This is a genomic window from Bacillus sp. J33 (assembly GCF_000518885.1).
Taxonomy (GTDB): domain Bacteria; phylum Bacillota; class Bacilli; order Bacillales; family Cytobacillaceae; genus Cytobacillus.
The window spans coordinates 20,648-46,285 of the sequence record NZ_JAEL01000043.1 but is presented as its reverse complement, the minus strand read 5'-3'; the positions used below and the strand labels follow the sequence as shown (position 1 = coordinate 46,285).

24 protein-coding genes are annotated in these 25,638 nt (G+C 42.5%); 21 read left to right on the top strand and 3 right to left on the bottom strand.

What is annotated here, in order from left to right; genetic code table 11:
- Window positions 1-203 (top strand): transposase (locus tag L634_RS0113740; RefSeq protein ID WP_026582949.1); only part of this gene is annotated, 203 nt, incomplete at its 5' end.
- Window positions 204-724: 521 nt separating this feature from the next.
- Window positions 725-1,513 carry a sporulation transcription factor Spo0A gene (gene spo0A, locus L634_RS0113730; protein ID WP_026582948.1) on the top strand — a complete coding sequence of 263 codons (789 nt, stop codon included), beginning with the start codon at window positions 725-727 and terminating at the stop codon, window positions 1,511-1,513.
- A 358-nt stretch (window positions 1,514-1,871) separates the two neighbouring features.
- Here spo0A and L634_RS32715 read toward each other — a convergent pair whose 3' ends face one another.
- Window positions 1,872-2,012, bottom strand: a complete 141-nt coding sequence (locus tag L634_RS32715) for a YycC family protein (RefSeq protein ID WP_084028904.1) — start codon at window positions 2,010-2,012, stop codon at window positions 1,872-1,874.
- A 23-nt stretch (window positions 2,013-2,035) separates the two neighbouring features.
- Entirely contained in the window at window positions 2,036-2,272 is a 237-nt protein-coding gene (locus L634_RS0113720) for a DUF2627 domain-containing protein (RefSeq protein ID WP_026582947.1), read from the bottom strand.
- A gap of 156 nt (window positions 2,273-2,428) precedes the next feature.
- Here L634_RS0113720 and L634_RS0113715 point away from each other — a divergent pair, with 156 nt between their 5' ends.
- From L634_RS0113715 to L634_RS0113635, 17 genes are all read left to right on the top strand, one after another.
- A complete protein-coding gene (locus L634_RS0113715; RefSeq protein ID WP_026582946.1) occupies window positions 2,429-4,495 on the top strand; it encodes a sigma-54 interaction domain-containing protein in 2,067 nt (688 codons plus the stop codon).
- 143 nt (window positions 4,496-4,638) lie between these two features.
- Window positions 4,639-5,541 (top strand): phosphate butyryltransferase, encoded by a 903-nt coding sequence (yqiS, locus tag L634_RS0113710; RefSeq protein WP_026582945.1) that lies wholly within the window; start codon window positions 4,639-4,641, stop codon window positions 5,539-5,541.
- Window positions 5,542-5,612: 71 nt separating this feature from the next.
- The gene (gene bcd, locus L634_RS0113705) at window positions 5,613-6,707 is read left to right on the top strand and encodes a branched-chain amino acid dehydrogenase (protein WP_026582944.1); all 1,095 of its coding nucleotides are present in this window, start codon (window positions 5,613-5,615) and stop codon (window positions 6,705-6,707) included.
- A 195-nt stretch (window positions 6,708-6,902) separates the two neighbouring features.
- Window positions 6,903-8,012 (top strand): butyrate kinase, encoded by a 1,110-nt coding sequence (gene buk / locus L634_RS0113700; protein ID WP_026582943.1) that lies wholly within the window; start codon window positions 6,903-6,905, stop codon window positions 8,010-8,012.
- A 15-nt stretch (window positions 8,013-8,027) separates the two neighbouring features.
- Complete coding sequence (gene lpdA, locus L634_RS0113695) at window positions 8,028-9,449, top strand: dihydrolipoyl dehydrogenase (protein ID WP_026582942.1); 1,422 nt, start codon at window positions 8,028-8,030, stop codon at window positions 9,447-9,449.
- An 83-nt stretch (window positions 9,450-9,532) separates the two neighbouring features.
- Window positions 9,533-10,528 carry a thiamine pyrophosphate-dependent dehydrogenase E1 component subunit alpha gene (locus tag L634_RS0113690; protein WP_026582941.1) on the top strand — a complete coding sequence of 332 codons (996 nt, stop codon included), beginning with the start codon at window positions 9,533-9,535 and terminating at the stop codon, window positions 10,526-10,528.
- 12 nt (window positions 10,529-10,540) lie between these two features.
- The gene (locus L634_RS0113685; protein WP_026582940.1) at window positions 10,541-11,524 is read left to right on the top strand and encodes an alpha-ketoacid dehydrogenase subunit beta; all 984 of its coding nucleotides are present in this window, start codon (window positions 10,541-10,543) and stop codon (window positions 11,522-11,524) included.
- 109 nt (window positions 11,525-11,633) lie between these two features.
- Window positions 11,634-12,962: a dihydrolipoamide acetyltransferase family protein gene (locus L634_RS0113680; RefSeq protein WP_026582939.1), complete on the top strand. Its 1,329-nt coding sequence runs from the start codon at window positions 11,634-11,636 to the stop codon at window positions 12,960-12,962.
- A gap of 218 nt (window positions 12,963-13,180) precedes the next feature.
- Window positions 13,181-15,070, top strand: a complete 1,890-nt coding sequence (locus tag L634_RS0113675; protein WP_332249048.1) for a methylmalonyl-CoA mutase subunit beta — start codon at window positions 13,181-13,183, stop codon at window positions 15,068-15,070.
- A complete protein-coding gene (gene scpA / locus L634_RS0113670; protein ID WP_026582937.1) occupies window positions 15,048-17,240 on the top strand; it encodes a methylmalonyl-CoA mutase in 2,193 nt (730 codons plus the stop codon). Before L634_RS0113675 ends, scpA begins: the two co-directional genes overlap by 23 nt.
- On the top strand, window positions 17,241-18,356 hold the full coding sequence (meaB, locus tag L634_RS0113665) for a methylmalonyl Co-A mutase-associated GTPase MeaB (protein WP_026582936.1): 1,116 nt from the start codon (window positions 17,241-17,243) through the stop codon (window positions 18,354-18,356).
- Window positions 18,357-18,598: 242 nt separating this feature from the next.
- The gene (locus L634_RS0113660; RefSeq protein WP_026582935.1) at window positions 18,599-19,036 is read left to right on the top strand and encodes a BrxA/BrxB family bacilliredoxin; all 438 of its coding nucleotides are present in this window, start codon (window positions 18,599-18,601) and stop codon (window positions 19,034-19,036) included.
- Window positions 19,037-19,217: 181 nt separating this feature from the next.
- A complete protein-coding gene (locus tag L634_RS0113655) occupies window positions 19,218-20,012 on the top strand; it encodes a transporter substrate-binding domain-containing protein (protein WP_026582934.1) in 795 nt (264 codons plus the stop codon).
- Window positions 20,013-20,102: 90 nt separating this feature from the next.
- Window positions 20,103-20,762, top strand: a complete 660-nt coding sequence (locus L634_RS0113650) for an amino acid ABC transporter permease (RefSeq protein ID WP_026582933.1) — start codon at window positions 20,103-20,105, stop codon at window positions 20,760-20,762.
- Window positions 20,755-21,477 carry an amino acid ABC transporter ATP-binding protein gene (locus tag L634_RS0113645; protein ID WP_026582932.1) on the top strand — a complete coding sequence of 241 codons (723 nt, stop codon included), beginning with the start codon at window positions 20,755-20,757 and terminating at the stop codon, window positions 21,475-21,477. The genes L634_RS0113650 and L634_RS0113645 overlap by 8 nt, the downstream gene beginning before the upstream one ends.
- A gap of 94 nt (window positions 21,478-21,571) precedes the next feature.
- A complete protein-coding gene (locus tag L634_RS0113640) occupies window positions 21,572-22,564 on the top strand; it encodes an aromatic acid exporter family protein (RefSeq protein WP_026582931.1) in 993 nt (330 codons plus the stop codon).
- 27 nt (window positions 22,565-22,591) lie between these two features.
- Window positions 22,592-23,101, top strand: coding sequence for a L,D-transpeptidase (locus L634_RS0113635; RefSeq protein WP_026582930.1), 510 nt, complete (start codon window positions 22,592-22,594; stop codon window positions 23,099-23,101).
- A gap of 288 nt (window positions 23,102-23,389) precedes the next feature.
- Here L634_RS0113635 and prli42 read toward each other — a convergent pair whose 3' ends face one another.
- The gene (prli42, locus tag L634_RS33415; RefSeq protein WP_157452401.1) at window positions 23,390-23,485 is read right to left on the bottom strand and encodes a stressosome-associated protein Prli42; all 96 of its coding nucleotides are present in this window, start codon (window positions 23,483-23,485) and stop codon (window positions 23,390-23,392) included.
- Between the two features lie 183 nt (window positions 23,486-23,668).
- Between prli42 and mce the strand changes: the two genes are divergently transcribed.
- Both mce and L634_RS0113620 read left to right on the top strand, forming a co-directional pair.
- Window positions 23,669-24,079 (top strand): methylmalonyl-CoA epimerase, encoded by a 411-nt coding sequence (gene mce, locus L634_RS0113625; RefSeq protein WP_026582929.1) that lies wholly within the window; start codon window positions 23,669-23,671, stop codon window positions 24,077-24,079.
- A 2-nt stretch (window positions 24,080-24,081) separates the two neighbouring features.
- A complete protein-coding gene (locus tag L634_RS0113620; RefSeq protein WP_026582928.1) occupies window positions 24,082-25,632 on the top strand; it encodes an acyl-CoA carboxylase subunit beta in 1,551 nt (516 codons plus the stop codon).
- The last annotated feature ends 6 nt before the right edge of the window (window positions 25,633-25,638 follow it).

Below are 25,638 nucleotides of genomic sequence, written 5' to 3'. Positions count from 1 at the left end.
AAAACCGGCTTTCCAAATCTGGAAAGATACTATATAAATTCAGAAAAGAAAAAGTGGAGCGAAGCTTCGCAGACTCAAAAGAGCTGCATGGGCTTCGCTATTGCCGGTTACGGGGACTACACAATGCAAGCGAGCAGGTGCTTCTCACCGCAGCTTGCCAGAATATGAAAAAGATCGCCATGCACCTGGCAAAGCTAGGATAGGTGCATGGCGATCNTTTTTTAAACCAGAAAAGCTAATCTTCCTTTGGTATATTTCTTTTTAAGAAAAACTTTGTTGAGAAAAAATACCCCTTTCTCAACAAGCTGAAGACGGGAGACACCCGTCTTTTTTATTCGCTGTTTTCGTAAAGTTAGAGAGGGAGTCGGAGACCTCGCAGGCAAAGCCAAGGAGATTCTCATTCCTCCCCGAGGGAAAGCTTAAGTGCCTGTAAAAGCCTTCACATAGCATAATTTTTTTATGCTAAAATATATTTTGTAAAGATTTTTCGACAAATACATAAAAAAACTAAAGTATATGCCGAAAGCAGTCGAAAAGAGAAGAAAACAAAAGAAAAGTTAAGATTTTGCCGGCTTTTTAAGAAAATTTCAAAAAACTAAAGGAATTTTTGTTGCATTGTCGAATTTGTCATTTAGAATAGAAAATAGATGCCAAAAGAGCATGTTCAGACTTTAGAACATCTTTTAAAGAGACCAGACCATAAATGGACCGAGGAGGAAAGTAAGTGAAGAAAATAAAAGTTTGTGTTGTGGATGATAACAGGGAGCTAGTTGGCCTTTTAGAAGAATATATATCTTCACAGGAAGATATGGAAGTTGCAGGGATAGCCCATAATGGTCAGGAATGTCTGGAAGTTCTTGAGCAGACACATCCTGACGTTCTGGTGCTGGATATTATCATGCCGCACCTGGATGGGCTTGCTGTCCTTGAAAAAATGCGGGATCTAAATTTAAATACTCTCCCCAATGTCATAATGCTGACTGCTTTTGGCCAGGAGGATGTAACGAAAAAGGCAGTAGACCTTGGAGCTTCGTACTTTATCCTAAAGCCTTTTGATATGGATAACTTGGCAAGCCATATCCGCCAGGTCAGCGGAAAGTCCAGTGCTGTTCTTCGCAAGCCAGCTCCTGCATACCGACCGCAGGCAGAGGCAAAGCCTAAGAACCTTGATGCAAGCATCACAAGCATTATCCATGAAATTGGTGTTCCTGCCCATATTAAGGGCTATCTTTATCTTCGTGAAGCAATTTCTATGGTATATAATGATATTGAACTTCTCGGTTCCATCACCAAAGTGTTATACCCTGATATTGCGAAGAAATTCAACACTACAGCAAGCCGTGTAGAACGTGCAATCCGCCATGCAATCGAAGTTGCATGGAGCCGCGGAAATATTGATTCTATTTCATCGCTGTTTGGGTACACAGTCAGCATGACTAAAGCAAAGCCTACCAACTCCGAATTTATTGCTATGGTAGCTGATAAGCTTCGTCTGGAGCATAAAGCTTCTTGAAAGGGTAAGAACTAAATACAGCACTTATAAATGATCATTAGGCGCTCCAATATGGGGCGTTTTTTCATAACGCTGTTTCGCAGAGTTTGTTGCTTCAGCCTAATGAAGGGTTACCCAACTCAATTGACTCCTCGAAAATCATTTTTATTTTTTTCCTCGAGTGGTGTTTATTCAAGAACTTTTCCTGTCAACAGGCTGAATTAATAAGCAAATAACTATTTATGAAAAAGGAGACTTTCATAATAAAAAGGCTGTGTTGAAGTTTATTTGCCCGAGCAGAAACAGCAGGAATTTTATACAGGACGAATAAAAAAGGTTCAGTACGAAAATCATTCATACTGAACCTTTTTGTGTTAATTTATTTCTCTTTCTCTTTTTCAAGCTCAATCATTTTTTGAATCAAAATATGCTGTGGCATGTGCATGATTTGTTCCAATGGAAGATTAAGCTTCTCAGATAGCTTTAAAGCTGTTTCCGGCGAAATTTGCAATGGCCTCAAGATGTTTCCCCTCACTTACTGATTTATTTAATTTTAAATCGTGCTTGTACCTTATTTCGTTTTCGATCCCGGTATAGTACAAATCCTGCAATAAATCCAAGTCCAATGATTAAAAACAGCAATCCGCAAATGAATTGAAGCCATAGATAGGGAAAAGGGCTCTGCAGGATTCCAAAGACCATATCCCTCATTAATTTTATTCCAAAAACAGCTAAAATACCTGGAAGCAGCAGAATCAATAATGCAATTAGTCTTATCATATATATTCCCTTCAATCGAAGTCATCTATCGAAATAATAAATCATTAAAGAAATTTGTCAAGTCCAGCAACTATGCTAAAATAATTACCGTGAAGAATATTGCATAACATATAACTGGCGCTATGCAATTATTTTCAATGAAAGCAGGTAAGGTATATGCAAACAGTAATGATTGTAGGAGCGGGTAAAGGCGGTACAGCCATATATAAAATTATTAAAGAAACGGCTGTTTTGGACGTAAAGGCAATGGTGGATATAAACCCTGCTGCTCCTGGACTTAAGCTTGCCAAAGAAAATGGCATTTCAGTTGGTGCGAATTGGCGGGATTTCCTGGATCCAGGCATTGATATTATTATCGAAGTCACTGGGGATGAACAGGTTTTTGTGGAAATTAGAGAAGCGAGAAGCAAAGATACCGTTTTAATTCCCGGAAGTGTTGCCTATTTAATCGCAAAGCTGCTGGAAGAAAAGGAAGAGCTGATTTCAAAATTCAGAAATGAAACCTATAAGCTCGATTTAATTTTTAATTCTACTGATGATGGCATGATTGTTATTAATAACCATGCCGAAATTACTGTTTTTAACCGAAGTGCCGAAAGAATGACTGGCATTAAAAGAGATGAAGCCATCGGCAAAAAAATAAATGAGGTGATTGCAGACAGTCAGCTTCCCAGAGTATTGGAAACCAGAAGGGCGGAGTCCAATCAGGAAATGGTTTTAGAAAATGGCCTAAAAATCATCACAACACGAATACCTATGCTCGGAGAAGATCATGAGCTAATGGGTGCTTTTTCAGTCTTTAAGGATATTACGGAAGTGGTATCGCTAGCAGAGGAGATAACAGATCTAAAAGAGATTCATACGATGCTTCAGGCGATCATCCAGTCCAGTGAGGAAGCGATTTCGGTTGTTGACGAACATGGAAAAGGAATACTGATTAATCCAGCCTATACACGGCTGACAGGCCTTGAAGAAGAGGAAGTTATTGGTCAACCTGCCACAGCGGATATCTCAGAAGGTGAAAGTGTACATATGAAGGTTCTCCAAACAAGAAGGGCTATGAGGGGAGTGGCCATGAGAGTCGGTCCCAAGAGAAAGGATGTAGTAGTTAATGTCGCGCCTGTAATCGTAAATGGAAAGTTAAAAGGAAGTGTAGGTGTTATTCATGATGTTTCCGAAATTCAAAGCCTGAACCGTGAGTTGAACCGGGCAAGGCAGATTATACGTACATTGGAGGCGAAATACTCCTTTGAGGATATCATTGGAACCTCTGAAGAAATGACAATTGCTATTGAACAGGCAAAGCTGGGCGCTAAAACACCTGCTACCGTTTTGCTTCGCGGGGAATCTGGCACAGGCAAAGAACTATTTGCACATGCTATACATAATGCAAGCGATAGAAAGTATAACAAGTTTATCAGGGTTAATTGTGCAGCTTTATCGGAATCTTTATTAGAGAGTGAACTGTTTGGATATGAAGAAGGGGCTTTCTCTGGTGCAAAACGGGGAGGAAAGAGAGGGCTTTTCGAGGAGGCTGATAAAGGCAGCATTTTCCTTGATGAAATCGGCGAATTAACAGCCAATACGCAGGCAAAGCTGCTAAGGGTTCTGCAGGAGCATGAAATTACGAGGGTTGGGGGAACTAAGCCAATCCATATTGATGTGAGGATTATAGCTGCAACAAATGTCAATTTAGAAAAAGGTATTGCAAATGGCACCTTTAGGGAAGACTTATACTACAGACTGAATAGAATGCCGATACATATTCCTCCATTAAGGCGCAGGAAGGGAGATATCCCGATGCTCTGCAGCAGGCTTATCCAAAAAATCAATCAGGAATATGGGCGAAATGTAGAAGGGGTAACAGGAGAAGCAATCAGAAAGCTGATGGCCTATGATTGGCCGGGAAATGTCAGAGAATTGGACAACATACTTGGGAGAGCCATCATTTTCATGAGCTACAATGAAACGGAAATAGAGGAAAGGCATATCCCTGAGCTTGTCAGCTCAAGCACTCAGACCGTCAACAAGGAACTTCCAGAGACTGTTCAAGATAAATCACTGTCACAGCTAGTTGAACAGTATGAGGCGAAAATAATCAGGCAGATGCTCCAGAAGCTGGATGGGAATAAAACGCTAACTGCAAAGTCATTAGGATTATCAGTTAGGAATCTGTATTATAAACTGGAGAAATATAATATTGCAAATGATGGCATGCAATAAATTTCATGGTGTGCAACTTTTTTCATACTTTAGTCTATTGAATAAAGCGTTTACATTAGGTTTTTAAGTTGGCACACTTCTTGCAAGTAATAAAATTGGAACATCTCAAGAAAGAGGCTTTTTCTTGTAAGGGGGTTGAACAGATGGAATTGGATTCGCTTCTAACGAAAGCAACCCAATATGGTGAGAAAACGGTAGCAGTAGCTGCTGCAGAAGACGAAGAAGTATTGGAAGCTGTGGCTGAAGCAATAAAGCTAAACTTAGCCAGCTTTCTATTATTCGGGGATGAAGAAAAAATTCATCAGCTAATAAAAGAGAAGCATAGCGGGATTGCCGATAGCCAAAAGCTAAAAATCATTCATGCTGAATCTGCATCTTTGTCGGCTGAATCAGCAGTAAGGGCTGTTAAAGAGCAAAAAGCAAATGTTCTAATGAAGGGGAATATACCAACTGCAGGCATTTTAAAGGCTGTTTTAAATAAAGAGTACGGTCTAAGGACAGGTAATGTGCTGTCGCATGTGGCGGTTTTTGAAGTTCCTGGCTTTGACCGTTTGACAATTGTAACAGATGCAGCTATGAATATTGCTCCAGACCTTAATCAGAAGGCCCAAATTGTGAAAAATGCAGTGGAAATAGCCAGGGGCATAGGGATTGAAAAACCGCTGGTAGCACCCGTAGCAGCAGTGGAGGTTGTTAATCCTGCTATGCAGGCCACGCTTGATGCTGCAGCTTTAACCTTAATGAGCAAGCGGGGGCAAATTAAGGATTGTGTTGTCGACGGACCCCTGGCTTTGGATAATGCTATCTCATTTGAGGCTGCTGAACACAAGGGGATAAAGAGCGAAGTTGCCGGACAGGCTGACATTTTGCTAGTGCCTACAATAGAAGTAGGGAATACTTTATATAAATCTCTTGTCTACTTTGCGAAAGCAAAGGTAGGGGCTGTCATTGCGGGTGCCAAAGCTCCTATCGTCCTAACATCCAGGGCGGACTCGGCTGAAAGCAAAGTGTACTCGCTTGCGTTGGCAATCTGCTCTGCGAAGTAGAATTTAAACAGTTCTGTTACTTGAATCGAGTACGAAATATTTAATTAAAGAATCCGGGGAGGATATTTAAAATGGAAATCTTCAAATACTTAGAAACTTATGATTATGAGCAAGTTGTATTTTGCCAGGACAAACAATCGGGATTAAAAGCCATTATTGCAATCCATGACACTACGTTAGGACCTGCCCTTGGCGGAACGCGCATGTGGACGTATGAATCTGAAGAAGCAGCTATTGAAGATGCACTTCGTCTTGCACGTGGAATGACTTATAAAAATGCAGCTGCAGGATTGAACCTGGGCGGCGGGAAGACAGTTATTATCGGTGATCCCCGCAAAGATAAAAACGAGGAAATGTTCCGTGCTTTCGGACGCTATATCCAAGGGCTGAATGGCCGTTACATCACTGCCGAAGATGTGGGAACCACTGTTGCTGATATGGACCTGATTCATGAGGAAACAGACTATGTAACAGGTATTTCGCCTGCCTTTGGATCTTCCGGAAACCCATCACCTGTAACAGCCTATGGCGTGTACAGAGGAATGAAAGCCGCAGCTAAGGCAGCTTTTGGAACAGATTCTTTAGAAGGTAAGACAATTGCCGTTCAGGGTGTAGGAAATGTTGCTTTCAATCTTTGCCGCCATCTTCATGAAGAAGGTGCTCAGCTGATTGTAACGGATATCAATAAAGAAGCGGTCCAGCGGGCGGTTGAAGAATTTGGTGCAAAAGCAGTTGAGCCAAATGAAATCTACGGAGTAGAATGTGATATTTATGCTCCTTGTGCGCTGGGTGCAACCATTAATGATGATACAATTCCGCAGCTAAAGGCAAAAGTAATTGCAGGAGCTGCCAACAATCAGCTACGGGAAACAAGACATGGCGATCAAATCCATGAAATGGGCATCGTTTACGCTCCAGATTATGTTATTAATGCAGGCGGAGTAATAAACGTTGCAGATGAGCTATATGGCTACAATCGTGAGCGTGCAATGAAGAAGGTAGAAACAGTTTACAATAATATTGAAAAAGTTATTGAAATTGCAAAGAGAGATGGAATTCCTACTTACAAAGCGGCTGACCGCATGGCTGAGGAAAGAATTGAAAGAATGCGCAATTCGAGAGGCCAATTCCTGCAAAACGGCCATCATATACTGAGCCGCAGATAAGCTAAAAGGCTATGGCGCTTTATAGCGTGCCATTTTATTAAATCCTGGCAGCCTATGCCAGGAAGCAAAACGCTGAATGTAAATTCAGCGTCTTTGCCTTTAAAAATTGAATCCAATAAAATACTCAGGCGGCAGCTTAAAGTCCTAAGTAAGATTTTTACCTAGGGAAATTCCGCTTTTAATGGAGGTTTAAACGTGCTAGAACGAAACAGTCGAATTCTCGTCATCAATCCCGGATCCACTTCAACAAAGATTGGAGTTTTCGATAATGAGATTTCTGTCCTGGAAAAAACATTGCGTCATGATTCAGATGTCATTAACTCATTTGAAAATATTATCGACCAGTATGAATTCCGCAAAAAAACCATTTTAGAAACATTGGATCATGAAGGGATCAATATTTCTAAACTAAGTGCAGTATGCGGCCGCGGCGGTCTGCTGCGTCCTATTGAAGGAGGCACTTATTCGGTAAATGAGGCGATGCTTAAGGACTTGCGCGCGGGATTTGCAGGGCAGCATGCTTCAAACCTGGGCGGAATCCTGGCATATGAAATTGCTTCGGGGCTGAATATCCCTTCTTATATTGTTGACCCGGTCGTAGTTGATGAACTGGACCCAATCGCCCGCATTTCCGGCTTCTCGATGATAGAAAGAAAAAGCATATTCCACGCTTTGAACCAGAAAGCTGTTGCGAGAAGGGTTGCAAAAGACCTTGGAAAAAAATATGAGGAACTGAACCTGATCGTGACTCATATGGGCGGAGGTATTACGGTGGGCGCCCATAAACAGGGCAGAGTAATAGATGTCAATAACGGTTTGCATGGAGATGGGCCTTTCAGCCCGGAACGTGCAGGAACTGTGCCTGCAGGTGATTTGGTTGCACTATGCTATTCCGGAAGCTTTTACCGTGAAGAAGTAATGAAAAAGCTTGTTGGACAAGGCGGCTTAGTCGGTTATCTGGGAACCAATGATGCTGTAAAGGTTGAAAAGATGATTGAAGATGGGGATGAAAAAGCAAAACTGGTTTATTCAGCTATGGCTTATCAGGTGGCAAAAGAAATTGGTTCTGCCAGCGCTGTACTTGGGGGCAAGGTTGATGCCATCATTCTTACTGGCGGCCTTGCTTATGGAAAAGGTTTTGTAAAGGAAATCAGCGAGCGTATTAATTGGATTGCAGATGTAATCATCCAGCCGGGTGAAAATGAACTTCAAGCCCTTGCAGAAGGAGCTTTGCGAGTTCTGCGCGGCGAGGAAAAAGAAAAGGAATATCCAGGAAAAACAGCCAACAAAGCAGCAATCAAATAAAAAGGGGGAAGCAACTTGGCACAGGAATATGATTTAGTCATCCTGGGCGGGGGCACAGGCGGTTATGTAGCTGCCATCCGTGCATCTCAGCTTGGATTAAAAACGGCAATAGTTGAAAAAGGAAAGCTGGGAGGAACCTGCCTCCACAAAGGATGTATACCAAGCAAAGCACTATTGAGAAGTGCAGAGGTTTTTGCAACAGCTAAGCATAGTGAAGATTTTGGCGTAGTTACAAGCGATGTATCCATCAACTTTGGGAAAGTCCAGGAAAGAAAAAACAAAATTGTAGATCAGCTTCATAAGGGTGTTCAGCACCTGATGAAACAAGGGAAGATTGATGTTTTTGAAGGTACAGGACGTATTCTGGGGCCTTCCATTTTTTCGCCTATGCCAGGAACAATCTCTGTTGAAATGAATAATGGGGATGAAAACGAAATGCTGATTCCTAAGAATGTCATTGTCGCGACAGGATCTCGTCCGCGAACTCTGCCAGGATTGGATATTGATGGACAATTGGTTATGACCTCTGATGAAGCACTTGTGATGGAAGAGGTTCCAAGCTCCATTATTATTGTTGGCGGCGGTGTTATCGGCATTGAATGGGCATCCATGCTATCTGATTTTGGGGCTGACGTGACAGTTATTGAATATGCAGATCGCATCATCCCTACAGAAGATAAGGAAATATCTAAAGAAATGCAGCGCCTGATGAAAAAGAAGGGCGTGAAAATTGTAACAGGAGCGAAGGTTCTTCCTGAAACACTGCAGAAAGGCGATGGAGTAACGATCTCTGCAGAAGTAAAGGGGTCGCAAAAGGAATTTTCTGCCGATAAATTGCTTGTTTCTGTTGGACGGCAAGCAAATGTTGAAGGAATTGGCTTGGAAAATACAGATATCCAAATCGAAAAAGGCTACATTGCAGCGAATGAATACTTCCAAACAAAAGAATCCCATATATATGCGATTGGAGATGTTATAGGCGGCCTTCAGCTTGCCCATGTTGCATCCCACGAAGGGATTGTTGCAGTTGAGCACATTGCCGGACAAAACCCTTCACCAATCGATTACAGCCTCGTTTCAAAATGTATTTACAGTGCACCGGAAGCTGCCAGTGTAGGATTAACGGAGGATGAAGCAAAAGAAAAAGGCTTTAATGTGAAAACTGGAAAATTCTCTTTCCGGGCAATCGGAAAAGCACTTGTTTTTGGAGAATCGGATGGATTTGTCAAAATTGTGGCAGATAAAGATACTGATGATATCCTGGGTGTACATATGATAGGCCCGCATGTGACGGATATGATTTCAGAAGCTGGCCTGGCCAGAGTTCTTGATGCTACACCTTGGGAAGTGGCACATACCATCCACCCTCATCCGACTTTATCGGAAGCAATTGGTGAAGCTGCTCTCGCGGTTGATGGAAAAGCAATTCACGGATAAGGATTATTTAACCAATTGAAAAAATGCCTTGGCCTCTCATGCAGGGGCCGGGCGAGTACATAATAGCTTAGGAGGTTGTTTATATGGCTGAAAACCGTCATAAAGAATTAGGTTTAAGTGATGAGAAAGTTCTCGAAATATATGAGACGATGCTATTGGCACGCCGTATTGATGAGCGTATGTGGCTCCTGAACCGTGCTGGCAAAATCCCATTTGTTATCTCATGTCAGGGACAGGAAGCTGCACAAGTAGGTGCTGCTTTTGCTCTTGATAAGGAAAAAGACTATGTCCTTCCATATTATCGTGATATGGGTGTCGTTCTGACATTCGGAATGACTGCAAAAGAGCTGATGCTATCAGGCTTCGCGAAAGCGGAAGATCCAAATTCCGGCGGACGCCAAATGCCAGGACACTTTGGCCAAAAGAAAAATAATATAGTAACCGGGTCTTCACCGGTTACAACCCAAGTGCCGCATGCTGTTGGTGTAGCACTTGGCGGCAAGCTTGAAGGAAAAGATTTAGTAACCTTTGTAACATTCGGCGAAGGTTCTTCAAATCAGGGAGATTTCCATGAAGGTGCCAACTTTGCCGGCGTTCATAAGCTTCCTGTAATCTTTATGTGTGAAAACAATAAGTATGCGATTTCCGTTCCAATTGAAAAACAGCTTGCCTGCGAAAATGTCTCTGACAGAGCCATTGGCTATGGCATGCCTGGTATTACTGTAGATGGAAATGACCCGCTTGAAGTATATAAAGCTGTAAAAGAAGCGGCAGACAGAGGACGCCGTGGAGAAGGGCCTACATTGGTCGAAACAATCTCTTACCGTTTGACTCCTCACTCTTCTGATGATGATGACCGCAGCTACCGTGCTCCTGATGAAGTGGCAGAAGCGAAAACGAAAGATCCTATTATTACTTTTGGTGCTTATTTGAAAGAAACTGGAGTAATGGATGATGCACTGGAAAAAGAGATTAATGACCGTGTAATGAAATTGGTAAATGAAGCAACTGATTATGCTGAAAATGCTCCATATGCAGAGCCGGAATCTGCATTGAAGCATGTCTATGCTGAACAGTAAGGGGGAGAGAATATGGCTGTAATTTCTTATATCGATGCCGTAACTATGGCAATCCGCGAGGAAATGGAAAGAGATTCAAAGGTTTTTGTATTAGGTGAAGACGTAGGTAAAAAGGGCGGAGTTTTTAAAGCAACCCAAGGTTTATATGAAAAGTTCGGCGAGGACCGCGTGATTGATACGCCGCTTGCTGAATCTGCCATTGCCGGTGTAGGAATCGGTGCTGCGATGTATGGCATGCGCCCAATTGCTGAAATGCAGTTTGCCGACTTTATCATGCCGGCTGTAAACCAAATTATTTCTGAAGCAGCAAAGATCCGATACCGCTCAAATAATGACTGGAACTGTCCAATTGTCATTCGTGCACCATATGGCGGCGGTGTCCATGGCGCACTTTATCACTCCCAGTCTGTTGAGGCAGTTTTTGCGAACCAGCCTGGATTAAAGATTGTTATGCCTTCTACTCCTTATGATGTAAAAGGGTTATTGAAAGCTGCTATACGCGATGAAGATCCAGTATTGTTTTTTGAGCATAAGCGTGCCTACCGTCTGATTAAGGGTGAGGTTCCTGAAGATGATTATGTCCTGCCAATTGGCAAAGCAGATGTTAAGCGTGAAGGTGAAGATATCACTGTCATCACCTATGGCCTATGTGTACACTTTGCCCTTCAGGCTGCTGAAAGGCTGGCAAAAGACGGAATCTCTGCACACATCCTGGACTTAAGAACAGTTTATCCGCTTGATAAAGAAGCGATTATTGAAGCCGCTTCAAAAACAGGAAAAGTCCTGCTTCTAACCGAAGACAATAAGGAAGGAAGCATAATGAGCGAAGTTTCAGCCATTATCGCAGAAAATTGCCTGTTTGAACTGGATGCACCAATCCAGAGGCTTGCAGGCCCGGATGTACCTGCTATGCCATACGCTCCGACAATGGAGAAATATTTCATGGTAAATCCGGATAAAGTAGAAAAAGCAATGCGTGAATTGGCAGAATTTTAATAGAACGGCTGTCCAACTAATAAAAAATGGAAAAAAGCAGACAAGTTTAGAAAAAAGCTTCAAGGTCTGCATATCCCGCCTCGCGGGAAGCTAGAAGGAGGTATACCCATTGGCTATCGAGCAAATTAAAATGCCCCAGCTTGGGGAGAGTGTAACAGAAGGTACGATCAGCAAATGGCTGGTTTCCGTTGGTGATAAAGTAAATAAATATGACCCGCTTGCAGAAGTAATGACAGACAAAGTAAATGCGGAAGTACCATCTTCTTTCACAGGCGTAATCAAAGAACTTATCGCTGAAGAAGGTGAAACATATGAAGTGGGGCAGGTTATCCTGACGATTGAAACTGAAGGCGGCGGTGAAAAAGCTCCAGCAGAATCCGAGCCTAAAGCAGAAGAAAAGGCAGAACCTGCAGAATCAGGCGGAAACGATGCAGCTTCTGTTTCAAAGGCTCCTGCTACGGCAGACAGCCCTAAAGGCGTTCGCTATTCTCCTGCTGTATTGAAGCTCTCACAGGAACATGGCATTGATTTAAATCAGGTAACTGGTACAGGAGGAGGCGGACGCATTACCCGCAAAGACCTCATGAAAATCATTGAGTCAGGGAATATCCCAACAGCTGACGCAGCACCAGCGGCACCGGAAAAGGCAGAAGCACCAGCAGCTGCTGCAGCTCCTGCCCAGCCGGCTGCACAAGCCAAACAGGCGGCACCTGCACCTAATATCCCTGTAATGCCTGGGGATGTTGAAATCCCTGTAACTGGAGTCCGCAAAGCTATTGCTGCAAATATGCTTCGCAGCAAGCATGAAGCTCCTCATGCCTGGACGATGATGGAAGTGGATGTAACCAATCTTGTTGAGTACCGGAATAGCATTAAAGGTGAATTTAAGCAAAAAGAAGGTTTCAACCTTACATTCTTTGCTTTCTTTGTAAAAGCTGTTGCACAGGCCCTTAAGGAATTCCCGCAAATTAATTCCATGTGGGCAGGCGATAAGATTATCCAGAAGAAAGATATTAATATTTCCATTGCTGTTGCTACTGATGATGCTTTATTCGTTCCTGTCATCAAAGCGGCAGATGAAAAGACAATCAAAGGCATTGCCCGTGAGATCAATGATTTGGCAGTAAAGGTCCGTACTGGAAAGCTAACCTCAGCTGAAATGCAGGGCGGCACTTTCACAGTCAATAATACAGGTTCATTTGGTTCTGTCCAATCAATGGGCATTATCAATTACCCTCAAGCAGCAATATTGCAGGTTGAATCAATCGTTAAGCGTCCGGTTGTCATGAGCAACGGTATGATTGCTGTCCGTGATATGGTTAACCTTTGCATGTCACTCGATCACCGTGTATTGGACGGCCTTGTTTGCGGGCGCTTCCTGCAGCGAGTGAAAGAAATTCTGGAGAATACATCCAAGGAAAATACATCTGTATACTAATATTAAATTAACCGCTGCCCAGTCCGGGCAGCGGTTAATTTATTTGCAGCAATACAAATCCTAAATGAGGCCAATGTTCATTGCTTGTTTCCCATATGTATACTAAAATGGTTATATGAGAATTTTGAATTTTTATTATAATTGAATATTACGGCCTTTGCTCTATTAGCAGTCCGTAATAGCCTTATTTATTAATGAGGGGAGGGGAACGCTGTCAGTTGCAATGGCAGCTTATTATGTCATTAAAAAAGATGATGGAAGAAAGATTCCCGGAACAGTCATTGGAAGATTGGAAACAAAATGCAGAAAAAGCGCTTAAAGGAAAGCCTGTTGAATCTTTGTGCAGAAATACATATGAAAACATAAAATTGAAACCGCTTTATTTGAAAGAAGATGTGGAGGCAGGTGCCTTATCACAGTATCCAGGTAAAGCGGATTTCAGAAGGGGATCGCATGCATCCGGGTATTTGTCAGAAGAGTGGAAAGTAGCACAGAAAATTAGTGCCGCCACTTCAGAGGAATTGTCAAAAAAGCTCCATGATGCAGTAGGAAAAGGGCAGACGGCACTGGCTTTCCTGCCGGATCAATTAAAAAATCCCAAGGAGATAAGGGAGGCTATTGGAATTCTTTATAAAGAATATCCTTTTAGTCTTGAGGCAAATCAAAATCAGCAGTTATTGATTGAGGAACTTGCAAAATTGGAGGAAAGCGATAGAATCTCAGGATACATCGCCAGGGATCCACTTGCAATTGCTGCTGCATCAAAATCGAACGATCGCTCAATCGATGAACTCTATGATCTGTGGGCTGGTACAATCAGCATGGCAGCAGCAAAAATGCCCAAGCTGAAAACGGTTATGGTGAATGCTGCTGTTTATCACAATGGTGGTGCCAATGCCGTTCAGGAACTTGCTTTTGCCGTGGCAGCCGGAGTAAACCATCTTCAATATTTCCTTGAAAAAGGGCAGCACATTAACGATATTTTGCCTAAAGTAGTATTCAAGTTTGCCATTGGATCAAACTTCTTTATGGAGATTGCCAAACTTCGCGCCGCAAGGGTTTTATGGGGCAAAGTGGCAAGTGCATACGGAGCTGCAGAAGATACCGGAAAAATGGTAATTTCCGCTGAAACTTCATTTTTCACCAAGTCAGCATATGATCCATATGTAAATATGCTGAGAGCCGGGAATGAAGCGTTTGCAGCGGTTTTAGGAGGCGTCCAGTACCTTCATGTTAGTCCGTTTAATGAACCTGAAGGAAGCTCTCCTTTTTCGGACCGCATAGCACGGAACACGCAGCTTATTTTAAGGGAAGAGGCTCATTTGCTAAAGGTTTCTGACCCAGCAGGCGGTTCCTGGTATATAGAACATCTGACAAATGAACTTATAGAAAAGGCCTGGACCCTTTTTCTGGAGATTGAAGAGCGGGGCGGAATGGCAGAAACGATAAAATCTGGCTGGGTCCAGGATCAAATTTCACAAGTCATTCATAAGAAGATACAAGATATCCATACAAGAAAACAGAGCATCATCGGAACGAATATTTATGCCAATCCGGATGATAAGCCGCTTCAAGTTAAAAATGAAGCTATTGATAATGATAGCTCCGCTATCAAGCGAATCTCCCAGGTTCGGCTTTCAGAATCCTTTGAAGGATTGCGTGTGGCATCCGAAAATTTAAAGAGGAAGGGCATTCACCCAGAAGCTGGCCTGATCTGTCTGGGACCTCTTAAGGATCATAAGGCCCGTGCTGATTTTATTACAGGCTTTCTGGCTCCTGGCGGCATTAAGACAGTTAAAAGTGCTCCTATAAAAGATCATGCCGCTGCAGAAGCTTTTATTCATGAATCAAACTGCAGGCACTATTTTATTTGCGGTTCCAATGATCAATATGACAGCATGGCTCTTCCTATTATTAGGCATGTTAAAGAAGCTTTCCCGGATGCAGCCATCTATTTAGCTGGACTTCCTGAAGAGAATAAAAAGAAGGATTTTGCAGCAGCAGGCATTGAAGGATTTATCCATATAAAAAGCAATTGCTATGAAACTCTCTCAGGTATGCTCAATGAATTGGAGGTGGCAAGCAGTGGCCAAGAAACCGGACTTTAAAAGCATAGACATTTCTAAGGAAAAACAAGCAGCAAAAAATGACTGGAAGAGCAAAGCAGAGCTGGAAATCAATGAATCTATTGATGATCTTCTTTTTGAAACAAATGAGCAGATAATGGTTAAGCCATTGTATACAGAGGAGGACCTTAAAGACCTGCAGCACCTTAACGATAAGCCAGGACTCCCTCCTTATACGAGGGGCCCATATTCAACCATGTATGTAAACAGGCCGTGGACCGTGCGCCAGTATGCTGGATTTTCAACAGCTGAGGAGAGCAATGCTTTTTATAGACGCAATCTTGCCATGGGGCAAAAGGGCTTATCAGTAGCCTTTGATCTGGCTACACATAGAGGCTATGATTCCGATCACCCAAGAGTGGTAGGGGATGTAGGGAAAGCTGGAGTAGCCATTGATTCCATCCTTGACATGAAAACACTTTTTGATGGCATTCCTTTAGACAAAATGTCTGTATCCATGACGATGAATGGTGCCGTATTGCCGGTCATGGCCTTCTATATCGTCACGGCGGAAGAACAGGGAGTCAGCCAGGAAAAGCTATCGGGTACGATTCAAAATGATATTTTAAAAGAATATATGGTGCGGAACACATATATCTATCCTCCTGAAATGTCGATGAAAATTATTGCTGATATTTTTGAATATACATCTAAATACATGCCTAAGTTCAATAGCATCAGTATTTCTGGCTACCATATGCAGGAGGCGGGAGCACCAGCTGATATTGAGTTGGCCTATACGCTGGCAGATGGGCTTGAATACGTAAGAACAGGACTTAAAGCCGGAATTGATATCGATTCATTCGCACCAAGGCTTTCGTTTTTTTGGGCAATTGGCATGAACTACTTCATGGAAGTGGCAAAAATGAGGGCAGCCCGCTATATTTGGGCAAAAATGATGAAAACCTTTAGTCCTGAAAATCCCAAATCGATGGCACTCAGAACACACTCCCAAACCTCGGGATGGAGCTTAACAGAGCAGGATCCTTTTAATAATGTGACAAGGACACTTATTGAAGCCCATGCAGCGGCAATGGGCCACACACAATCCCTTCATACGAATGCATTGGATGAGGCTATTGCGCTGCCGACTGATTTTTCAGCCCGCATTGCCCGGAATACCCAGCTATATCTTCAGGAAGAAACAGGGATAACCAATGTAATTGATCCATGGGGCGGTTCTTATTATGTAGAGGCATTGACTGATCAGTTAATCAAGCGCGCATGGGAGCATATAGAAGAAATAGAAAATCTGGGCGGTATGGCAAAAGCAATTGAAACAGGATTGCCTAAAATGAGAATAGAAGAAGCGGCAGCCAGAAGGCAGGCGCAAATCGATTCAGGCAAGGAAATCATTATTGGCGTAAACAAATACCGTTTGGAAAAAGAAGATCCGATTGAAATTTTGGATATTGATAATACTGCTGTCCGCTTAAAGCAAATCGAGAAGCTGGAGCAGCTGAAAGCATCACGTGATAACGAGAAAGTAATAGATGCCCTGGATGCCATTACAAAAGCAGCGGAAACAGGTGAAGGAAACTTGCTTGAACTGGCTGTGAAGGCAGCAAGGGTGAGGGCAACGCTCGGTGAAATCTCGGAAGCAATCGAAAAGGTTGCAAACCGTCATAAAGCGATTATCCGTTCAATCAGCGGTGTTTATAGCTCAGCTTTTTCAAATGAAGAAGAGATTTCAGAGGTAAAACAAATGACAGATGAATTCCTTGAAAATGAAGGAAGGCGTCCAAGAATATTAATTGCCAAGATGGGACAGGATGGCCATGACAGGGGAGCAAAGGTGATTTCAACCGCATTTGCCGATCTCGGTTTTGATGTAGATATCGGCCCTCTTTTCCAAACGCCTGAAGAGACAGCCATGCAGGCTGTTGAAAATGATGTTCATGTAATTGGAATCAGTTCACTCGCAGCCGGCCATAAAACACTTCTGCCTCAGCTTGTAAAAGAACTGAAAAAGCTGGGCAGGGAAGATATTATGGTTGTCATTGGGGGGGTCATTCCGGCACAGGACTACGATTATTTATATGAGCATGGCGCTTCTGCCATTTTTGGTCCGGGTACTGTGATTCCAGTTGCAGCCCAAAAGGTTATCAGAGAAATTTACAGCCGTCTTGGATATGAGGAAGTGACCCAGTAAATGACCGATAAGAAGCCCGAATGGTTTGATGAAAAGAAATCAGACCATTTTACAAGTATGGTGCGCAAAGGAGTGGAAACGGGGGAATCATCACATCCATTTGTGAAAAAAGGGAGATTTCAAAAAAAGTCCCCCTCCCTCCCTGATCTAAACGTTCTTGAAGAAGGCATCCTGAAGGGTGAGCGAAGTTTGCTTGCCCGTGCCATAACTCTGATCGAGAGCAATGCGGAGCATCATTTTCGCCATGCTCAGGAGCTGCTTCAGAAGCTTCTTCCCCATTCAGGGAACTCGGTCCGAATTGGCATTACGGGTGTACCCGGAGCGGGAAAGAGTACATTTATTGAATCTTTTGGAACTTTCCTATGCAATACGGGACTGAAAGTAGCCGTACTGGCTGTAGACCCAAGTTCAAGCTTAAGCGGTGGAAGTATTCTTGGCGATAAAACGAGGATGGAGAGGCTTTCCAGAAACCCTCATGCGTTTATAAGGCCTTCTCCATCTGCTGGAAAGCTTGGCGGAGTCCACCGGAAAACAAGGGAAACTATGCTTCTATGCGAAGCAGCAGGATTTGATGTGATTCTGGTTGAGACGGTTGGTGTCGGACAAAGTGAAGTCATTGTTAGGGATATGGTTGACTTTTTTATGCTTTTGACCTTAACAGGGGCTGGGGATGAGCTGCAGGGAATGAAAAAAGGCATTATGGAATTGGCTGACGCAGTGCTTGTGAATAAAGCGGATGGCCTTAATAAAAAATTGGCAGAGAAGACGAAATCGGAATACAATCGCATTCTTCATTTTCTTCAGCCGGCAACCAAAGGATGGCAGACAAAAGCCTATACTTGTTCATCAGCGTTAAATGAGGGCATTGAAGAGATTTGGGAAGTCATAAAAAATTTTGAGGATGTAACCAAGCGCTCAGGCATTTTTGAGGAAAGAAGAAGGCTGCAGACCAAACAATGGATTCATTCAATGATCATGGATCAGCTGCAGTTCAGCTTTTTCTATCACCCAGGCGTAAAACCGCTGCTTCCGAAAATAGAAAACGAAGTTATATCCGGGAACAGGACAGTTACCTCAGCTGTTGAAGAGTTATTTAATATCTATTCAAAAAGATAGATCAAGAGCTGCCTGGAAAGGGTAGCTTTTGTTTTGGCATATCACCAAAAAAAAGCCAGTGCATAAAAGGCACTGGCGAATCTAGGGAGTTTAGGGGTATGGATCTAGCTGTACTTTTATCATTCCCCGTAATCCGAAAGCTAAACTTTTTTTGCGGAAAATTGACTTGTTTGTAAATTTTGTTCCTGTATTGGTATTATGTATATAGTGATTAACTTTACTTTGCAGAGGAGAGATTGTACATGAATATGGATTTCAATTTATTTATGAATGATGTTGTCAGGCAGGCTCGCCAGGAAATCGGGCAGGCTGGCTATACAGAATTAAAGACACCGGAGGAAGTGGATGAGGCCCTTAATAAAAAAGGGACTACACTTGTAATGGTCAACTCAGTATGCGGATGTGCAGGCGGAATTGCCCGTCCGGCTGCTGCCCATTCTTTGCATTATGATAAGCGCCCTGATCATCTTGTGACGGTGTTTGCCGGCCAGGATAAAGAAGCAACGGAAAGAGCAAGATCTTATTTCACTGGATATCCGCCTTCCTCTCCTTCTTTTGCATTGCTCAAAGATGGAAAATTATGCACCATGATTGAACGCCATGAGATTGAAGGGCATGAGCCAATGGCTGTTGTCCAAAAGTTGCAGGATGCATACGATAAATATTGCGAAGAGCTATAATATAGGAGAAGCCCCGCTAATGGGGCTTTTTTTTTGTGCTGATTTATCTGAAAAATAAAACATTAATTCAATATTTAAAAATCATATTGCATAAATATAAAAATGTGTTAAAATTCATTTTAGTGAATAATTATTAATAGTTTTGTAGATTTTATTCAGACTATATAGGGGGAAAAACAAAATGAAAAAAATCATCATGATAGCTATGAGTATATTTTTAGTTGGTTTATTGGCCGCATGCGGCACAAGCGAGGAAAGCAGCACTGCCAATGAATCAAGTGAAAAGGGTTCAGATAAAAAGGTTTTAACCATGGGCACTTCAGCTGATTATCCGCCTTTTGAATATGTAGATTCTGCTAAAGGTGAAGAAATTATCGGGTTTGATGTGGATTTGGCTAAGGCCATTGCCGAAAAGCTAGGCTATGAGGTACAAGTAAAAGATATGGACTTTAACGGGTTAATTCCTGCTTTGGAAACTAGCCAGGTAGATTTTGTGCTGTCGGGTATGACCCCAACGGAAGAACGCAAGCAAAATGTCGATTTCAGTGATGTGTATTATACAGCAAGCCATATGATTGTTTCTAAAAAAGACAGCGGCATTGAATCTCTGGAAGATTTGAATGGCAAAACAGTGGGAGTGCAGCTTGCTTCCATTCAAGCGGATAAAGCGGAAGAGATTGCTGAAACAGTTGACTTGACAGTTGAAAACCGTAACCGAATCCCTGAATTGATTCAGGAGATCATGGCAGGCCGTTTTGATGCTGCGATCATTGAGGACATTGTTGCAAAGGGATATTTTGAAAAGAATGAAGACCTTGCCGGCTTTACAATCGAAGAAGATGAAGATGAAGCGGGCTCTGCTATTGCTTTCCCTAAAGGAAGCGACCTGGCTGAAGAGTTTAATGCTGAACTTGTAAAGATGAAAGAAAATGGCGAATTGGAAGAGCTTATCGTTAAATGGTTTGATAATAAATAATTTATGGGAATTGGCGTCCAAGGCATTCTTCCTTTGGACGCTTTATTCTTAACCTTAGCAAAAAATTTACTAAGAGAGGATGGAAAGAAAGTGAATCTGGATTTTCAGCAATTCATTCCCTCCCTTCCATATATACTAAAGGGAATCGGAGTTACACTCCAAATCGTTTCCCTTGCAGCAATATTGGGATTTATATTAGGCATCATACTATCTTTCTTTAAAATTAGCAGATTTAAATTTCTTGGATGGATTGCAGATGCGTATACATCCATTTTTCGAGGGACCCCTCTAGTACTTCAGCTTATGCTGATTTACTATGGATCCCCTCAGCTGATTGGCTATAAAATTGATCCATCAACTGCAGCGGTTCTTTCTTTTGGGCTTAACTCGGCTGCCTATATTTCGGAGATCATCCGGGCAGGAATCCTCGCAGTTGATAAGGGACAAAGCGAAGCTGCGATGGCACTTGGCGTTCCATACAGGCCAGCAATGATGGACATTATTCTGCCTCAGGCGATGAAAAATATTCTGCCGGCATTAATGAACGAGTTTATTACCCTTACAAAGGAATCCGCGATCGTGACGGTTATCGGAGTTACGGATGTCATGCGAAGAGCTTATATTGTCGGGGGAGAGAAATTTTCTTATTTTGAGCCGATTCTGATTGCCGGTTTGATCTATTATATTATGGTCATGATCCTGACTTTGCTTGGCAAAGGGATTGAAAGGAGAATGAGACGAAGTGATTAAAGTTGAAAATTTGCATAAAAGTTTTGGAAAACTTGAAGTGCTTAAAGGTATTACAACTACCATTAAGGATGGTGAGGTGGTTGCTATAATAGGTCCATCCGGCTCTGGGAAATCCACATTTCTCCGCTGCATCAATATGCTGGAAGTCCCGACAGATGGCCAGATATTTATTAATGGACAGGATATTACAGATAATAGCACCAATATTATGAAAGTACGCCAGAATGTCGGCATGGTTTTTCAGCATTTTCATTTATTTCCTCATAAAACGGTGCTGCAAAATCTTACCTATGCACCGGTAAAAGTAAAGGGGATTTCCAGGAAAGAAGCAGAAAAAAACGGCCTTGAACTTTTGGAGAAAGTAGGCTTGTCCGCTAAAGCACATGAATATCCAAGCCGGTTATCGGGAGGTCAAAAACAAAGGGTAGCGATTGCAAGAGCTCTTGCCATGCAGCCTGATGTAATGCTGTTTGATGAACCAACATCTGCACTTGACCCCGAAATGGTAAAGGAAGTGCTGGAGGTTATGAAGGCGCTGGCCCATACGGGAATGACGATGGCGATTGTTACCCACGAAATGGGATTTGCACGCGAAGTAGCCGACAGGGTTCTCTTCCTTGATGGAGGAGTACTGGTTGAAGATGCAGCGCCAAAAGAATTCTTTTTTAATCCAGCCAGTGACCGCGCAAGGGATTTCTTGCAAAAGATGCTATAATCGATATATGCTTATGGAGGAAGATGGTCATTATGATCATCTTCTTTGCCGTTAATGGAACTTAAATTGGTGATAAACATAGGAGTTTGACTATATGAAATACAAAATCGGCTACAGAACGATTAAAACTGCTGTGGGGACATCCATTAGCATTATGATCGCACAGATGATGCAGCTGGATAACTATGTTTCAGCAGGCATTCTAACCATCCTTTGCATAAAAGTAACAAAGAAAAAATCATTGCGTGCCTCATGGGACCGTTTTTTTGCCTGTTTAATGGCAATGGTCTTCTCTTCTCTGCTCTTTGAGGGGCTGGCGTACCATCCTCTTATAATCGGTTTGCTTCTGCTGTTCTTTATTCCTGCAGCTGTCATGCTGAAGGTCAGTGATGGAATTGTTACCAGCTCGGTCATCATTCTGCATATTTATTCTGCTGGAGAGGTAACAAAAGAACTTTTAGTAAATGAATTGGGCATCATTACTGTCGGCATTGGGGTGGCACTTGTTGCAAACCTCTATATGCCTAGCCTTGAAACCAAACTAAAGGAGTACCGCCTTCAAATTGAGGAAAACTTTAAAATCATATTCGACGAAATTGTCCATTATTTGCGCACGAATGAGAGTACTTGGGACGGCAAAGAGATTACAGAAACAATGGAACTGATCAATGAGGCAAAAACGCTTGCCTTCAGGGATGTCGAAAATCATTTCCTAAGAAATGAAAATTTATATTATAACTATTTTAAGATGCGGGAGAAGCAATTCGAAATTATTGAACGTGTTCTTCCAAGTGTAACTTCTATTTCCCTTACAGTGGAACAGGGAGAGATGATAGCTGATTTTATCGAAGAATTGTCAGAGCATATCCACCCTGGCAACACAGCTATTCAATTTCTTGAAAAGCTGTATCGGATGAGGATTTCATTTGAAGACATGGAACTTCCAAAGACAAGGGAGGAATTCGAGGCGCGAGCAGCCCTTCTTCACTTTGTTAAAGAAATGGAGCAATACTTAATTATTAAAAGTTCTTTTAAAGGGTTAAAGGATAAGGAGATGAATCAAAGCAAACCTGCTGAAGCAAACTAAAGGAAATGAACAGGAGCGTGAATTTGCATGCTTAAGTTTGCAGCAGCCATTTTGTTTTTTATTTTTTCCCCCATCTGGCCGCTGGGGCCCAACCCGCTGCCTGGGGATCCATTATTAATCGTAAATAAAAAGACAAACGAGGTAGCGTTTATTCAGGATCACAAGGTACAGACGGTCATCCCGGCTGCAACCGGGAAAACGGAGGACCTTACACCTGAAGGCTTTTTTACAGTAACCGTAAAGGCTCCTAATCCCTATTATCGGAAGAAAGATATTAAAGGCGGAGATCCGAAAAACCCGCTTGGAACAAGATGGATCGGCTTTGATGCTGCAGATACTGATGGAAGAATTTATGGCATTCATGGAACGAATGATCCCTCTTCCATTGGCAAATACGTATCCCAGGGATGCATAAGAATGCAGAATGAGGCTGTGGAATCGCTTTATGAATATGTTCCGATCGGGACAAAGGTCCTGGTTGTTACTTCATCCAAAAGCTTTGAGGAGCTTGGCAGGGATTATGGCGCAATAGAATAAGGGGTTTTAAAATAAAGGGCTGCACCCAATGGGTGCAGCCCTTTAATTGCGCAAGGCTGACTGCCAATGCAAATTGTTAACAAGTGCCAGAAAAAATTTAATTTTGCTAGATAAATTAGTAAACTTGTTAGATAAAAAGAGAAAATTTATCGAGCAAAGCCTAAAACATACTAGATTAGCAAGAATAGCTGTCCGGATTTAAGAGGAAAGAATGTAAAACAAAAAACGAGAAGCTGCCAATCACTTCTCGCTTGAAAAACCTGTCATCAGGTCAGGTTATATTATTCTTTAAAAAAACATTGCCATCCCCATAATGAGGGTGGATGCGAGCATTGCAAATATCATTAGATATACAACCACTTTCATCAGCTTTTTATTAGACATTTCTATGCCTCCTCGTCCGAATTTCTTACTATCATTTTACTAAGAATAATCAAATTGAACAACCGCTCAATTTATAAAAGGAATTTCGACATTTTTAACGAATATTTAATTGATAGACCTTAAAACTGCCCTTTTTCGGGAGTGAAATTATACAAGAATTCGACAATATAGGAGGGGAATTAATTGATAAAGAAGGTAGACCATATAGGAATTGCTGTCAGGTCCCTTGGTGAAGCGCTTCCATTTTATACAGAAACTTTACAGCTCGAGTGCCTGGGTATTGAGGAAGTGGAGAGCCAGGGTGTAAAGGTTGCTTTTATTAAAGCTGGTGAAACAAAACTTGAGTTATTGGAGCCGACAAGCCAGGAAAGTCCTGTTGCCAAATTCATTGAAAAAAGGGGAGAAGGCCTTCACCATGTGGCTCTTGGTGTTGGCAGCATCCAGGATAGAATTAATGAAATGAAGGATAAAGGGATCAAAATGCTGCAGGATAAACCAAAGCCTGGAGCGGGCGGTGCCCAGGTAGCCTTTATGCATCCAAAATCAACGGGTGGCATTCTATATGAACTTTGCGAAAAGAAAGGATTGAAATAAGCATGGCAGACATTTATGAAAAAATTAATGAGTTATACGATCGCCGCAGGGAAGTTGAGCTGGGCGGCGGAGATGAACGTATTCAAAAACAGCATGAAAAAGGGAAACTTACTGCCCGTGAAAGGATTGATTTGCTAGTCGATCCTGGAACATTCGTTGAGCTGAATCCTTTTATAGAACACCGCAGTACAGATTTTGGGCTTGAAAATCAGAAAGGCCCAGGCGACGGTGTGGTAACTGGTTATGGAAAAGTAAATGGAAGGCCAATCTTCTTATTCTCTCAGGATTTTACTGTTTTTGGAGGGGCACTTGGGGAAATGCATGCCAAGAAGATAGCAAATGTTATGGATCTGGCTGCTGAGAATGGAGCGCCATTTGTAGGATTGAATGATTCCGGTGGAGCGAGAATCCAGGAAGGTGTAGTTTCATTAGACGGGTATGGCCATATCTTCTACCGGAATTCCATTTACTCGGGAGTGATTCCGCAAATTTCTGTCATCATGGGTCCTTGTGCCGGAGGGGCAGTATACTCTCCTGCCATTACAGATTTCGTATTCATGGTGGAAAAGACAAGCCAGATGTTTATCACTGGCCCTAAGGTCATTGAAACGGTAACAGGGGAAAAAATCTCGCCTGAGGATCTCGGAGGAGCCAAGGTGCATAATACCATTAGCGGAAATGCGCACTTTAGGGGAGAGTCTGAAGAAGAAGTCATTGAGCAGGTCCGCAGGCTATTAAGCTACTTGCCGCAAAATAATGAGGAAAAGCCGCCAGTGGCAAAAAGAGATGAAGACGATGATTACCGCCCGGATTTAACGGATGTAATTCCTTTCGATGCCCTTCGCCCCTATGATGTAAGAAAGGTGATTGAGCAGGTTGTCGATGCGGATACGTTCATGGAGGTCCAGCAGGATTTTGCTAAAAATATTGTCGTGGGATTAGCGAGAATCAAGGGCGAAACAGTGGGACTTGTCTGCAATCAGCCGAAAGTAATGGCAGGTGGCCTTGATATAGATTCCTCCGATAAGGCCTCAAGATTTATCCGGTTCTGTGATTCTTTTAATATTCCTCTTATTACCTTTGAGGATGTTACGGGCTTTTTCCCAGGCGTTAAGCAGGAGCATGGCGGCATTATCCGACATGGCGCAAAAATTCTTTATGCCTACTCAGAAGCAACTGTCCCAAAACTTACTGTTATTTTAAGAAAGGCATTTGGCGGAGCATATGTTGCCTTGAACAGTAAATCAATTGGTGCAGATCTTGTGTTTGCATGGCCGAATGCAGAGGTTGCCGTAATGGGTCCTCAGGGTGCAGCCAACATTATTTTCGCAAGGGAAATTCAAAATAGTGATGATCCTGAAGCTACAAGGGCACAAAAAATAGAAGAATACAGGGAAAAGTTTGCAAATCCATATGTTGCAGCAAGCAGAGGCATGGTCGATGATGTAATAGATCCGCGTGAAACCAGAATCAAATTAATTCAGGCTCTTGATATGCTGCGAAATAAAAAAGAAACAAGGCCTAATAAAAAGCATGGAAATATCCCTTTATAGGGGTAT